The organism is Pseudomonas sp. ZY71 (assembly GCF_036542145.1).
GTDB classification, from domain to species: domain Bacteria; phylum Pseudomonadota; class Gammaproteobacteria; order Pseudomonadales; family Pseudomonadaceae; genus Aquipseudomonas; species Aquipseudomonas koreensis_A.
Genome location: NZ_CP144274.1, coordinates 4,195,930 through 4,208,049, shown reverse-complemented (window position 1 = coordinate 4,208,049; position 12,120 = coordinate 4,195,930). Strand labels below are relative to the sequence as shown.

The following is a 12,120-nucleotide window of genomic DNA, read 5'->3' as shown; positions in this document are numbered from 1 at the left end:
GATGCAGACCGACCCGGAACCCTCGATGAAAAACACCGCTGCACTGTCACTCGCTCTGATGCTGGCCACAAGCCTGTTCAGTACGCTCTCCCACGCCGCAGGCGACCCCGAAGCCGGTGCGAAAATCTTCCCGCGTCTGTGCGGCGGCTGCCATCAGGTTGGCGAATCGGCCCGTCCCGGATTCGGCCCGCAACTCAACGGTATCATCGGCCGGCCCGCCGGGACGTCAGCGAATTACGTGTATTCCGATGCGATGAAGAACTCGGGGGTGACTTGGGATCGTGAAACGCTGATCGCTTATCTGAAGGATCCGAAAGGCGTCGTGCCCGGCACGCGGATGATTTTCTGGGGGCTGAGTGACGAAGAAAAACTCGACAACCTGTTGGCTTATCTTCAGACCTTCTCGCAATAACGGCAGGAGCTGCCGAAGTCCCTGATTGAAAATGACATGAAAAAGCTCTTCGGCGTTGTTGCTGCTTTCAAGGAACCCACCATGAAATTTTTGCTATTGGTAACACCGCTGTTGCTTGCCACAGGACTGGCCCACGCGGGCATCCCCATGTTCAACGCCACGTGCCCGGGCAAGATCGAAGTGCACGCCGATCAAGGCGGGCCGATCTACATCAATGGCAAGGAAGGCAAGTTGAAGAAATTCAATGAGAACTACTTCGAGGCCAAAGGCGCGGGCGTGACCATCTCTCTGAGCATCAATCCCGACGGATCGCCTGCGGTGTCGTACACCGGGAAGAACAGGGCCAACGGGATTTGTGAAGTGAAAAGCGACTGATCAAGCGACCTGATTGCGACCCGCTGCCTTGGCCTGATACAGCTGCTGATCGGCGCGCTTGATCAGTGCGCTGTGGCTGTTGTCGACCGGGTCTGCCAGGCCGACACCGATGCTCACCGTCACATTCCCGACCGCAGGGAAATCGGCCTCGGCAACCGCCGCGCGAATCTTCTCGGCGACCACTTCCGGGGTGTCGGGTTGGGCGATTTCCGGCAACAGTACGGCGAACTCTTCGCCGCCATAACGGGCGACGAAATCGGTGGTGCGCAGGCTGCTCTGAATCAACTGCGCCAACTGCTGCAGCACTTCATCCCCCACCGCGTGACCGTGGGTGTCATTGATTCGCTTGAAGTGATCAGCATCGATCAGCAGCAGGGAAAACGGGCGTCCGGTGCGGCGGAACAGCAGTGTGTATTCGGTGAGTTTCTCGTCGAAACGGCGACGGTTGTAAACGCCGGTCAAACTATCGTGGGTCGCCAGACTCAGTAATTCGGCATTGGCCTGCGTCAGCGCAGCGGTGCGTTGCGCGACGGTTGCTTCCAGCGAGGCATTGGCCTCTTGCAGTTCGCGCTCTTTGCCGAGCAGTGATTGCGTCATTGCATCGATGGACTGGCCGAGCTGGGCGATTTCCAGCACCGGGTGTTGCAGCGGGAATTGCGCGCCGGGCTCTTTGTTCTGGACCTTTCGGGCCGAACGGGCGAGCTGTTCGATCGGGCGGCTCAGGTACAGCGCCAGGTAGTAAGCCACCAAGCCGAACAGCAACGCCGCGAAAACCCCGAGAATCAGCAGTTTGTAGAGCAGCAGACGCGCCGGTTGCAGTGCGGTTTCCAATGGCTGGCGCACGGCGATCGACCATGACAACGCGGTGCTCGACGGCGTCGGCACGTTGACCACGCTGGTGAGGAATCCATTGCCGGCGGTCCAGCCTTGCGCCGTGGCGTCAGTTGCCAGTTGCTGCCCCATCAGCGCTTCCGGGTAGAGCACCTTGCCATCGTGATCGATGATCAACGCCTCGATATCCGGCGTTGAGTTTTTATGTGAAAACGCCGCTGACTCAACAATGCGTGTTACCCAACTCCAGTGCGCGTGTGCACCCAGGACGCCAATCACCTGACCGTCGGCGTTACGGATCGGCGCGGCGAAATCGATGAAGCGCAGCGGTTCGCCGTTCGGCAATCCCGGCAACATTTTCGCCAGCAGCACCGCCTCATGGGGATCGCCGGTGTACTCGCCGCGCATCCCGGCCTGGAACCATGGTCGTTGTTGCACTGATTGACCGACCAGCAAGTCGTTGACTGCCTGATGCACCTTGCCCTCGGCGTCGGTGACGCCCATCCACGCATATTCGGCGCGGGCCTGGGTGCGCAGTTGCATCGATTTCAGAATCGCCGGATTGTCCAGATCGCCACGCTCAAGATGCGGCGCGCGGCTGAGCAGATAAACCTCCAGCTGCCTTTCGCGCAGTTGCTCACCCAATAACGATGCCGCCGAGCGCGCGGTGTTGAGCAAGGCATTGCCGCTGGCCTGCTTCATCTGTTCCGTGGCGATGTGACCGACGTAGAAGCCCACGCTGAGCAGCGTCAGCAGGGACAAACCGGCAAACCAAAGGGTGAGGTGGCTACGCAGACTGGCTTTGAGCATGGGCGGGCGAGGTCTGTTTTGGAGTTGTGGCCGCATGGTATGCGCAATGGGCGGTGGGTGACCAGTCGGGGAATGGATGGTTGCAGACATGAAAAAGCCCGGCTGATCAGGCCGGGCTTTTTATTGCAATTGCGGTGAAACCGTTGAGTTATGCGACGCGGCGTTCGATCAGGCGATCAGCGCCACCTTCAGCAACACGGCGTTCGATCAGACGATCGGAACCACCTTCGGCAACGCGGCGTTCGATCAGACGATCGGAGCCGCCTTCGGCAACACGACGTTCGAGCAGACGATCGGAACCACCTTCGGCAACGCGGCGTTCGATCAGGCGATCGGAACCGCCTTCGGCAACGCGGCGTTCGATCAGGCGATCGGAACCGCCTTCGGCAACGCGGCGTTCGAGCAGACGATCAGAACCGCCCTCAGCAACACGACTTTCAATCAACTTGTCCGAGCCGCCTTCAGCGACCTGGGTATGTGCCGGGGTGGCGGCAAAAGCGTTAATGGCGAAAACCGAAAAAGCGATGCTGAGAAGGGTTTGGCGTTTCATGATCGTGTGCTCCAAGGGGTAGTTGTTTGTCTGGAGCCGATGTTACGCCGTGGATTTTTTATGAGAACTTCATTGCCGTGATGGTAAACATCGACCGCAATGATGGTTCAAAAATCCCTTGTAGGAGCTGCCGCAGGCTGCGATCTTTTGATCTGGCCGTTTCTCAGGACTTCGCCGCCCGAACACACAGTTCACCGGTCGCCCGTGTCAGGGCCAGCTCATGCAACGCATCGCGGGTCAGGCCACTGCGCGCCTTGGCCAGCCACAGGGGGCAATTCGCGTCATGGCGATACGGCGCAAAATCAGCGTATTGCTGCAACAACCGGGTTTGCAGTTCATCCAGACGCGGGCGGATCTGTTTACCGAGGTCGGGGCGCGGCGTGTCCGGCGCGGCACCGGCCGCCTGCCATTGCGAAAGCAAACCGTACTGCACCAGTTTGTTCGCCTCCATTTGCGCAGCAATCAGTTGCGCCACCTCTTCATGGTCGAGCTGGCGCTCGGCGGCCAGCGTGCGGGCGTTGGCAATGACTTGCGCCTCACGCGGGCTGTCCTGAATCGGCTTGCCACTGTCCCATTTGGTCAGCGCGACGAGGTCGCCGATGTTCAGGCGTTCGTTGAGTGTTTCCAGTAAAGGCATCAAGCTGTCGGCGGGTACGGCGGCGTGAGCGCTGGTGCCGAGCAGGGCAAGTAGGATGGCGGTCAACAGATTGGCAAAGTGCGGCATGAGCAGAGCCTCGATGAGAACAATGGAAGTGGGCAGTTGTTTACCACAGCGCTGAACCGACACCTACAGATCCGCGCCAATTACACAGACGTGGCCACCGGTAATAAACATCGATTTGAAATGTTAATTGCGCCCCGCGTGCAACTCGCCGAAGCTATCCTTCATCAGCCCTCCCGCCGTTCGAGATGGACCTCTATTCAATGCAAGTCGCCGCCCAACGCCCACTCTGGCACACCTACCTGCTGTTCCTCGCGCCGATGGTGCTGTCGAACTTTCTGCAATCGATGTCGGGCACGGTCAACAGCATCTACATCGGCCAGATGCTCGGCACCCAGGCGCTGGCGGCGGTGTCGGGGATGTTTCCCATCGTGTTTTTCTTTATCGCACTGGTGATCGGCCTCGGCGCGGGCGCCGGGGTGTTGATCGGTCAGGCGTGGGGCGCGCGTGAGCCGCACATGGTCAAGGCGATCGCCGGGGCGACGCTGTTGCTGGGCGTATTGATCGGCCTGGTGGCCGCGATATTGGGCAGCGTGTTTGCGCGACAGGCATTGGCGGGGCTGGGGACGCCGGCGGATGTGCTCGACGATGCAGTGGCGTATGCCCATGTGATGATGTGGATCTTGCCGTCGCTGCTGGTGTTTGTGTTGTTCACGCAACTGTTGCGCGGGGTCAGCGATACGCTGTCGCCGTTGCTGGCGCTGATGGTCTCGACCTGTGTCGGGCTGGCCCTGACCCCAGCGCTGATTCGCGGCTGGTTCGGCCTGCCGCAACTGGGCATTCAGAGTGCGGCGTACGCGGGGTTGGCCGGCAACCTAGCGGCAATGGCGTGGCTGGCGTGGCGCCTGATTCGCAAGGGCCATCCATTGGCGCCGGACCGCGAGTTCTTTGCCGCGCTGCGGCTCGACGGGGCGATTCTCGGCAAGGTGTTACGCATCGGTCTGCCGACCGGCGTGCAGATGATTGTGCTGTCGCTGTCGGAGCTGGTGATTCTGGCGCTGGTCAACCAGCACGGCTCGCAAGCGACGGCGGCCTATGGCGCGGTAACGCAAATCGTCAACTATGTGCAGTTCCCGGCGTTGTCGATTGCGATCACTGCTTCGATTCTTGGCGCACAGGCCATTGGCGCCGGGCGGCTGGAACGCATGGGGCCGATTCTGCGCACCGGGCTGCTGATCAACGTGTGCCTGACCGGCGGCCTGATCGTGCTTGGTTACCTGTTGTCGCACTGGTTGCTGGGCCTGTTCCTGACCGAGGATTCGACCCGGGCGATGGCTGAGCATCTGCTGCACATCATGTTGTGGAGTCTATTGGTGTTCGGCTTCCAGGCAATCATTGGCGGGATCATGCGCGCCAGCGGCACGGTGTTGGTGCCGGTGGTGATTGCGATCATTTGCGTGGTCGGCGTGCAACTGCCGGCGGCGTACTGGCTGGACGGGCAGTACGGTTTGCAGGGGGTGTGGATGGCGTTTCCGGTGGCGTATCTGGGCATGCTGGTGTTGCAGACCTTGTATTACAAACTGGTCTGGCAGCATCAGAAGATCGAGCGGCTGGTGTAGGCGCTGGCGTAAAAGTCGGATGTTTGCTTAAGTCAATCGAGGCCCTCGACGGCTGGCCCCGCCCGGAGAATCCCATGTCGATCCGATTGCTGCTGGCTGCCGCGTGTTCACTGTGCGTCATCTCTGCCGCTCAGGCTGTCGAATACACGCGGGTCAACACCACCGCCAGCCAGATCAGTTTTACCTACAACCAGATGGGCTCGCCGATGTACGGCACCTTCGGCAAGTTCGAAGCGACGCTGGACTTCGATACTGACAACCTCGCCAACGCCCACGCCACGTTGCACATCGACCTCGACAGCATCGATGCCGGCAGCGAAGACGCCAACACCGAACTGGTGAAACCGGCGTGGTTCGACACCGAAAAATTTCCCGTGGCGGTGTTTGAGTCACGGCGTTTCACCCAAGTGGCCGAGCGTCGCTATCTGATCGACGGACAACTCACCCTCAAAGGCGTCACTCGTGAAGTGCAGGTACCGGTGGAACTGAAGCCGGGCAGCGACATCGGCATTTTCGACGGTGACCTGGTGCTCAAGCGCGACGAATTCGGCCTCGGCGCGGGTGAGTGGGCAGACACCGTGGTGTCCAAGGACATCGCCATCAAATTCAAAGTGGTGGCGCCACAGCAGTGACGCCCGCCGTTGCGATCAATACGCCCGCCAGTGCCCCGGCACCCAGCGCCATTGATTGCCGCCCCAGCGATAGTGCCCGGCGACCCAGTGATAACCCGGTGCCGGCATCACCGGAACGACTTCGACCAGCGGCGGTGGCCGGTGCGGACGGGCCGGCTCGACGACACAACCGGACAGCGTAATGGCCACCAGCGTGGCTGCCAGCAGTGCTTTAACGATTTTCGACATGGTGGGGTTCCCCCAAGAAGTGATGGTCAGGCTGTCGCGCATTCATCGCACCCAATGCCCTTCGACCCAGAACCAGTTAGGTCCGCGCGCCTGCCAGTGCCCGGGTTTCCAGCGCGCGCCGTACCTCACCGGTTGCCAGTGGCCGGGCATCCACACATAACCGCGTCCTTGCCAGCGCCAATGACCTTGATCCCAGACATAACCGGGACGCGCACCGGGCATCACTTCCATGCGCATCGGCGGTGGGGCTTGCTGGACGATCACCACCGGTTGCGCAAACGCCGGGGCACTGCTCAGCGCGGCCAGCGTCAACGGCACCAGCAGCAGGGTGTTTCGCCATTTGGACAGGGAACGCAAAACGCTCATGACAACTCCTCAAGGCCTGCGTTGAAAGTGAACGCAGCTGCAGAATTGGATGCCTGTTTTGCGAAAGATCCCGTCTGAGGCGGATGAAATTTTTGTCAGGGAGGGCGATGCGAGAACGTCAGGATGGCGCCGCAGCAAGACGCCCGGCGCGCGTGATGGTTGTTGCCTGTGAGGCTGGACTCAATAAAACCGGTCCTGTTCTTTCATCGCCTGAATCTGCCAGAACGTTCTGCCCGAGATCAGCAGAAACAGCAACGCGAGCAACACACCGCCGGTCATGATGTAGAAGCTCGTACGGTAACTCTGCAACTGGCTGGCGATACAGCTTTTATCCGGCATCCACGGCGACACCAGCAGGGTGATCGGGCCGTCGACTTCATATTGGGTATGCTCGACGTAGCGTTCGTCGGCGTGTTGCCCTTCATGGGTCTGGCCTTGGGCATCGGCGTATTGATAGTGAATGACCTTGCCATTGGCGTTCATTGGAATCTTTTCCAGTGCCGTGACGCTGCCGCGGGTTTCCACACCGTTGAAACTCAGCGCTCCATAAAGCATGCCCGACTTGTGAGCCATTGCAGCGAGCAGCAGTACCACGCAGCAAGCAACGGTCAGCATGACGATACGGTTGTAGAGGTGATCCTTGGCAGCTTCGCGCGGGTAGTACATGGCCGATCCGTGGTGGTGACATTGGTAGGAGACCGTTACATCGGCGCTCGGAACAGGAACTTTAGACGTCGAGCGGGCGCGTCACGGTATGATGTCGCGGCTCGTCGACCGCAGCGCCGGTCGGCAACGCTTTTTACCGTCGGAGTTCGTCATGCCACGCATCACCCACTACAAATCCCCATGCCCCGAAGGCGTCAACAGCCAGATTCTGCAGATGGTCGTCGACTACCTGACCGACATCAGCGCGGTCGGACTCGGCCCGAGCAACCTGCTGTACAACGTCTATCAGTACGCGGTCGGCTATGAGGTGCATCTGTATCTGGAAGCGTTGAATGGCGAGAAGGGCACCGACGTCGAGTTGCTGGTTGCCACCGACGAGGATGATCCGGAGCAAGTCATTGGTTTTCTGTTGTACCTGCCGGTGCAGGGCGATTGGGAGGCGTGCAGCGTCGCCTATATGGCGGTGCGCGAAGGGCATCGGCGTCAGGGTGTGGCGCGGGCGCTGATCGGTGAGATGGTCGGGCGCTATCCCCATGCGGAACTTGCCTGCACGATCGGCAAAGTCCCGTACTTCGAAGCGTTGGGCTTTGAGGTGATTGGCCAGCGTGAAACCCAGGTGTTGATGAGCACCCGGCATTACCGCAGCAACGGTCTGCGCGGATTTATCGACACCACACCGATCTATCGGTCGCTGGAAGTGCAGCAGATTCACACCTATCTGCTGCAGAAAAACGGCAAGCGGGCGATGCTCGACGCCGAGAAACAGCGTGACCGACACCTCGATCAGACTACTCGTCATGTCGAGGAGTTTGTCCGCCAGCGCCTGACCGTGCACTGACCTTACATTGCTGAAAAAGCCCTTGCTGTGAATGCCGCAGCAAGGGCTTTTTTGTGCGCGTCATTCAGCCGAGTTTGACGTTCATGGTGATCCGCGCCGTGAATACGTTTTTGCCCTCGGTATCGTGAATGTCCACGGTGACGATCTTGTCGCCTTCGCTCTGCCAATCCACGCCTTCACCACTGGCCACCGCTGTCACATCGGTTTTTGCCTTGGCCAGATATTCCACGGTCATGCCTTTGGGAATCCAGCGTGCGCCGGCCGGGATCGACACATCGGTCATCATCCCGGCGGCGAGTTCTGCCGCGTTGCACATGGCAATCGCATGCACGGTGCCGAGGTGGTTGGTGATCTCACGGCGAAACGGCACTTGTACCGTCGCCGAGTTCGCACGCAACTCGGTTACCAGCGGGTTGATGCTGCTGAAGTACGGCGCGACCTGGCAGGCCATCTGGCTGAACGCTTGCGGGCCTGCGCTGTTGAACATGCTGAGAAACTGACTCATGGAAAAGCCTCGCGGAAAGTGATTTTGCAGAATGATGTTCCGTTACAGAATAATATTCTGTAACGGAACGGTATTCGGTCTGCGGGAAATCTGTCAACCTGTGCGTGTTTTTTCCATGGGTACGACGTGTGCCTTTCAATCCCGATTTTCAGGCAGTGAGCCGCATGGACACCGCAGATCTACTTGAACGCAGTTACCCCGGCCGCCGTGCCGAACTCAAGCGCGATATCTTTCGCAAGGCGCTGAGTCTGTTCAACGAGCAGGGGATCGAAGCCACCACCATCGAGATGATTCGCGCCGAGTGCGACACCAGTGTCGGGGCGATCTATCACCATTTCGGCAACAAGGAGGGCTTGGTCGCCGCGTTGTTTTTCACCGCGCTGGAGGATCAGGCGCGTCTGCGCGATGCCTATCTGGAGACGGCGAAAACCACCGAGGAAGGTGTGCAGGCGCTGGTGTTCAGCTACGTCGATTGGGTCGAGCGTCAACCCGAATGGGCGCGCTTCCAGTACCACGCGCGGTTTGCCGTGACCAAAGGTCCGTTCAAGGACGAACTGGCCGAGCGCAACAAAACCCGTAATCTGCGCCTGCGCGACTGGCTGGCCGAATCGGGTCGCGCTGCCGAACTCAAGGCCTGGCCCGCTGAACTGTTGCCGTCGTTGATCATCGGTCAGGCCGACAGTTATTGCCGCGCCTGGCTGGCGGGGCGGGTGAAGGGCAGTCCGGCGGATTATCGCCAGTTGCTGGCGCAGGCGGCCTGGCGCTCGATTCACGTCGATGCGCTGCCGGACTGCTGATTTACGCAGACAAAAAAAGAGCCTCAAAGCTCTTTGATGGGGAGGAAGTAGAGCCCTCGAGGCTCAAGATGCGCATGAAGCAAGACACGGGCTTGATTGGGGTTCAGAGCACCCGTGCCTACGCAGCGCTCGATAGAGCGGAGCCACTGCGTGATTCCATCCTAGGAGTGTGCAAGTGGCGGCTCAAGTACCGCCAGTCGCCCGGGCGGCGGCGCGAACCTGGCACCCAAATACTGACGTGATCCTGCGTAGGAGTGAGCCTGCTCGCGATGGCGGTGGGTCAGTCAAATCAGCTTCAACTGACAAACCGCCATCGCGAGCAGGCTCACTCCTACAGGGGAACAGCGGTGTCAGCGGGCGCCGGGCCAGCCTGATTTTTCGAGCGCAGCGAGCAGGGTGTCGGCGTCCAGACCCGGCACCGAATGCCCATTACCTTCGGTGCTGTCACTGGCCAGCAACGCATTGATGATCGCTTCTTCAACCGCCTCGGTCGCGGCCAGAAACAGCTCGCTGATATGGTCATTGTTGACCATGCGCAAACCGTCGCAGGTCGGCGCGCCTTTGCCTTCGTAGGCTGCCGGCGGCACGTGATCATTACCCGTGGCGAAGGCGATGAAAATGTCGCCGCTGTGATCCTCGTTGCCACCGCCGGTGCGCGCCAGACCCAGACTCGCGCGTTGCGCCAGACGTGTGCATTGATGCGGCAACAGCGGCGCGTCGGTGGCCAGGCAAACGACGATCGAACCCATGCCCGGATGCGGTAATGAGGCGCGCAAGAATGGCGAATCTTTCTGTTCCATATAACGCCCGACCGGGTAGCCATCGACCCGCAACTCACTGCGAATACCGTGGTTGGCTTGCACGATCGCACCAACGGTCCAGCCACCCTGAGCACTGCTCAATCGCCGAGACGAAGTGCCGATGCCACCCTTGAATTCATGGCAGATCATGCCGCTGCCACCGCCGATGGCGCCTTCCGTCACTGGACCGTCGACGGCCGCAGCCAGCGCTTCGGCGACGTGTTCAGGCTGGACGTGAAAACCGTTGATGTCGTTGAGCAAGCCGTCAAAGGTTTCCAGTACCACCGGCATGTTCCAGTAGAGACGACCGTCGTCCGGTTGCTGCTGGCGATCCAGAGCAATCAATGCATCGCGCACCACACCAAGGCTGTGGGTGTTGGTGAAGGCAATCGGGCTGGTCAGCAGACCGGCCTCGCGAATCCACTCAAGCCCGGTGGCGTCACCGTTGCCGTTGAGCACATGCACGCCGGCAAAACACGGCTGTTGATTGGTCGAGCCCGGGCGTGGTTCGATCAGTGTGACGCCGGTGCAGATGTCCCGCCCGGTGCGGCTGCGACCGCGCACATTACTGTGGCCGACGCGTACGCCGGGTACATCGGTGATGGCGTTGAGCGGGCCGGGTGGTAGTTGGCCGATGCGGATGTTGAGGTCACGGGCACGAGGTTTCATTGATTTCTGTCTCTCTAAAAAATGTCTGGTGAAGCACAAAACCTGTAGGAGTGAGCCTGCTCGCGATAGCGGTTTGTCAGGCAAAACAGTGTTATCAGGCAGACCGCTATCGCGAGCAGGCTCACTCCTACAGGGGGAATGCGTTGTTCTTACTGGCCGTTCTTGACCTTGCTCCACACCCGCGTGCGCACCCGCTCGGTGGCTTTCGGCAAAGGTTCAAGGGTGTACAGCGTGGCCATCGCCGTGGCCGATGGATAAACCGCCGGGTTGTCCCGCGTGGCTTCGGCCACCAGCGCTGTTGCCGCGCGATTGCCATTGGGATACGACAGATGATCACTGACCGGCGCGATCACTTCGGGCCGCAGCAGATAGTCGATAAAGGCCAGGCCCTGAGGACGATTCGGTGCGTCCTTGAGCAGCACCAGCGTGTCGAACCACACTGGCGCGCCTTCCTTGGGCAGGCTGTAGGCGATTTTCACGCCGTTGTTGGCCTGCTCGGCATTGGTCCTGGCCTCCAGCATCGCGCCCGACCAGCCCACTGCCACGCAGATGTTGCCGTTGGACAGATCGCTGATGAATTTCGACGAGTTGAAGTAGGCGATGTGCGGGCGCAGTTTCAGCAGCAGCGCTTCGGCTTTTTTATAGTCTTCGGGATCGGTGCTGTTCGGTGGCAAGCCGAGATAGTGCAGGGCGACCGGCAGCATCTCCGACGGCGAATCGAGCATCGCCGCGCCGCACTGGCCGAGTTTGGCGAGGTTGGCTTCGTTGAACACCAGATCCCACGAATCCACCGGCGCCTTGTCGCCCAGCGCCGCGCGCACCTTGTCGACGTTGTAACCGATGCCGTTGGTGCCCCACAGATAAGGCACGGCGTATTGATTGCCGGGATCGTTGTTGGCCAGTTTCGCCAGCAGGTCGCTGTCGAGATTCTTCCAGCCCGGCAGTTGCTCGCGCGGTAGCGGGGCGAGGGCGCCGGCCTTGATCAGCGTCGGCAGGCTGAAGTTGCTCGCCACCACCACGTCGTAGCCGCTGCGGCTGGTCATCAGTTTGCCTTCGAGGACTTCGGCACTGTCGAAGGTGTCGTAGACCGGCTGGATACCGCTGTCGCGCTGGAAATCGTGGAGGGTGTTCGGGCCGATGTAGTCGTACCAGTTGTAGACATGCACGCTCGGCGCGTTGGCGGCCATGGACATCGAACTGGCGCCAATACCGGCGAGCAGGCCCAGTTTAATGCTGAGGTTGATACAGCCACGGTGACCACGCATGATGCGGCACTCCTGGCCTGTGCAGGCCGGTGATGAACAAGAGTGGTCAGCCTATCGGGCCGGCCAGGCCTGACCCATTCCCATCATGGGTTACTC

General features: G+C 60.4%; 15 protein-coding genes. 6 read left to right on the top strand and 9 right to left on the bottom strand.

The genetic code is table 11. From position 1 onward, the window contains the following. Positions 1 to 25 precede the first annotated feature (25 nt). Together VY732_RS18635 and VY732_RS18630 are read left to right on the top strand one after the other, a co-directional pair. A complete protein-coding gene (locus VY732_RS18635; RefSeq protein ID WP_077573564.1) occupies positions 26 to 412 on the top strand; it encodes a c-type cytochrome in 387 nt (128 codons plus the stop codon). An 81-nt stretch (positions 413 to 493) separates the two neighbouring features. Beyond that, complete coding sequence (locus VY732_RS18630; protein WP_331695882.1) at positions 494 to 787, top strand: hypothetical protein; 294 nt, start codon at positions 494 to 496, stop codon at positions 785 to 787. Here the strand turns inward: VY732_RS18630 and VY732_RS18625 are convergent, their stop codons facing one another. The 3 genes from VY732_RS18625 to VY732_RS18615 form a co-directional block, all read right to left on the bottom strand. Next, positions 788 to 2,428, bottom strand: coding sequence for a sensor domain-containing diguanylate cyclase (locus VY732_RS18625; protein WP_331691446.1), 1,641 nt, complete (start codon positions 2,426 to 2,428; stop codon positions 788 to 790). 148 nt (positions 2,429 to 2,576) lie between these two features. Beyond that, complete coding sequence (locus VY732_RS18620; RefSeq protein WP_331691445.1) at positions 2,577 to 2,978, bottom strand: hypothetical protein; 402 nt, start codon at positions 2,976 to 2,978, stop codon at positions 2,577 to 2,579. 163 nt (positions 2,979 to 3,141) lie between these two features. Then, on the bottom strand, positions 3,142 to 3,702 hold the full coding sequence (locus VY732_RS18615) for a chorismate mutase (protein ID WP_331691444.1): 561 nt from the start codon (positions 3,700 to 3,702) through the stop codon (positions 3,142 to 3,144). Positions 3,703 to 3,902: 200 nt separating this feature from the next. On the opposite strand from VY732_RS18615, the gene VY732_RS18610 reads away from it, so the two are divergent. Both VY732_RS18610 and VY732_RS18605 read left to right on the top strand, forming a co-directional pair. Beyond that, entirely contained in the window at positions 3,903 to 5,258 is a 1,356-nt protein-coding gene (locus tag VY732_RS18610) for an MATE family efflux transporter (RefSeq protein ID WP_077573560.1), read from the top strand. Between the two features lie 74 nt (positions 5,259 to 5,332). After that, complete coding sequence (locus tag VY732_RS18605) at positions 5,333 to 5,890, top strand: YceI family protein (protein ID WP_077573558.1); 558 nt, start codon at positions 5,333 to 5,335, stop codon at positions 5,888 to 5,890. 15 nt (positions 5,891 to 5,905) lie between these two features. Here VY732_RS18605 and VY732_RS18600 read toward each other — a convergent pair whose 3' ends face one another. The 3 genes from VY732_RS18600 to VY732_RS18590 all read right to left on the bottom strand — a co-directional run bounded on the left by VY732_RS18600 (position 5,906) and on the right by VY732_RS18590 (position 7,150). Continuing rightward, positions 5,906 to 6,118, bottom strand: coding sequence for a YXWGXW repeat-containing protein (locus VY732_RS18600; protein ID WP_077573601.1), 213 nt, complete (start codon positions 6,116 to 6,118; stop codon positions 5,906 to 5,908). A gap of 42 nt (positions 6,119 to 6,160) precedes the next feature. Next, positions 6,161 to 6,484: a YXWGXW repeat-containing protein gene (locus VY732_RS18595; RefSeq protein WP_077573556.1), complete on the bottom strand. Its 324-nt coding sequence runs from the start codon at positions 6,482 to 6,484 to the stop codon at positions 6,161 to 6,163. 180 nt (positions 6,485 to 6,664) lie between these two features. After that, entirely contained in the window at positions 6,665 to 7,150 is a 486-nt protein-coding gene (locus tag VY732_RS18590) for a DUF3592 domain-containing protein (protein ID WP_331691443.1), read from the bottom strand. A gap of 151 nt (positions 7,151 to 7,301) precedes the next feature. Here VY732_RS18590 and VY732_RS18585 point away from each other — a divergent pair, with 151 nt between their 5' ends. After that, positions 7,302 to 7,988, top strand: coding sequence for a GNAT family N-acetyltransferase (locus tag VY732_RS18585; protein ID WP_099759332.1), 687 nt, complete (start codon positions 7,302 to 7,304; stop codon positions 7,986 to 7,988). Positions 7,989 to 8,052: 64 nt separating this feature from the next. Here the strand turns inward: VY732_RS18585 and VY732_RS18580 are convergent, their stop codons facing one another. Then, positions 8,053 to 8,493 (bottom strand): hotdog fold domain-containing protein, encoded by a 441-nt coding sequence (locus VY732_RS18580; protein WP_137216411.1) that lies wholly within the window; start codon positions 8,491 to 8,493, stop codon positions 8,053 to 8,055. A 164-nt stretch (positions 8,494 to 8,657) separates the two neighbouring features. On the opposite strand from VY732_RS18580, the gene VY732_RS18575 reads away from it, so the two are divergent. Further along, complete coding sequence (locus tag VY732_RS18575) at positions 8,658 to 9,290, top strand: TetR/AcrR family transcriptional regulator (protein ID WP_331691442.1); 633 nt, start codon at positions 8,658 to 8,660, stop codon at positions 9,288 to 9,290. A gap of 350 nt (positions 9,291 to 9,640) precedes the next feature. On the opposite strand, the gene VY732_RS18570 is transcribed toward VY732_RS18575, so the two are convergent. Both VY732_RS18570 and VY732_RS18565 read right to left on the bottom strand, forming a co-directional pair. Continuing rightward, positions 9,641 to 10,759 carry a DmpA family aminopeptidase gene (locus tag VY732_RS18570; RefSeq protein WP_331691441.1) on the bottom strand — a complete coding sequence of 373 codons (1,119 nt, stop codon included), beginning with the start codon at positions 10,757 to 10,759 and terminating at the stop codon, positions 9,641 to 9,643. Positions 10,760 to 10,908: 149 nt separating this feature from the next. Beyond that, the gene (locus VY732_RS18565; RefSeq protein ID WP_331691440.1) at positions 10,909 to 12,024 is read right to left on the bottom strand and encodes a polyamine ABC transporter substrate-binding protein; all 1,116 of its coding nucleotides are present in this window, start codon (positions 12,022 to 12,024) and stop codon (positions 10,909 to 10,911) included. Between the last annotated feature and the right edge of the window lie 96 nt (positions 12,025 to 12,120).

Excerpts from the sequence above, each read along its gene's own strand:
- VY732_RS18635 (WP_077573564.1), top strand. The coding sequence starts at position 26 with ATGAAAAACACCGCTGCACTGTCACTCGCTCTGATGCTGGCCACAAGC.
- VY732_RS18630 (WP_331695882.1), top strand. The coding sequence starts at position 494 with ATGAAATTTTTGCTATTGGTAACACCGCTGTTGCTTGCCACAGGACTG.
- VY732_RS18625 (WP_331691446.1), bottom strand. The coding sequence starts at position 2,428 with ATGCTCAAAGCCAGTCTGCGTAGCCACCTCACCCTTTGGTTTGCCGGT.
- VY732_RS18620 (WP_331691445.1), bottom strand. The coding sequence starts at position 2,978 with ATGAAACGCCAAACCCTTCTCAGCATCGCTTTTTCGGTTTTCGCCATT.
- VY732_RS18615 (WP_331691444.1), bottom strand. The coding sequence starts at position 3,702 with ATGCCGCACTTTGCCAATCTGTTGACCGCCATCCTACTTGCCCTGCTC.
- VY732_RS18610 (WP_077573560.1), top strand. The coding sequence starts at position 3,903 with ATGCAAGTCGCCGCCCAACGCCCACTCTGGCACACCTACCTGCTGTTC.
- VY732_RS18605 (WP_077573558.1), top strand. The coding sequence starts at position 5,333 with ATGTCGATCCGATTGCTGCTGGCTGCCGCGTGTTCACTGTGCGTCATC.
- VY732_RS18600 (WP_077573601.1), bottom strand. The coding sequence starts at position 6,118 with ATGTCGAAAATCGTTAAAGCACTGCTGGCAGCCACGCTGGTGGCCATT.
- VY732_RS18595 (WP_077573556.1), bottom strand. The coding sequence starts at position 6,484 with ATGAGCGTTTTGCGTTCCCTGTCCAAATGGCGAAACACCCTGCTGCTG.
- VY732_RS18590 (WP_331691443.1), bottom strand. The coding sequence starts at position 7,150 with ATGTACTACCCGCGCGAAGCTGCCAAGGATCACCTCTACAACCGTATC.
- VY732_RS18585 (WP_099759332.1), top strand. The coding sequence starts at position 7,302 with ATGCCACGCATCACCCACTACAAATCCCCATGCCCCGAAGGCGTCAAC.
- VY732_RS18580 (WP_137216411.1), bottom strand. The coding sequence starts at position 8,493 with ATGAGTCAGTTTCTCAGCATGTTCAACAGCGCAGGCCCGCAAGCGTTC.
- VY732_RS18575 (WP_331691442.1), top strand. The coding sequence starts at position 8,658 with ATGGACACCGCAGATCTACTTGAACGCAGTTACCCCGGCCGCCGTGCC.
- VY732_RS18570 (WP_331691441.1), bottom strand. The coding sequence starts at position 10,759 with ATGAAACCTCGTGCCCGTGACCTCAACATCCGCATCGGCCAACTACCA.
- VY732_RS18565 (WP_331691440.1), bottom strand. The coding sequence starts at position 12,024 with ATGCGTGGTCACCGTGGCTGTATCAACCTCAGCATTAAACTGGGCCTG.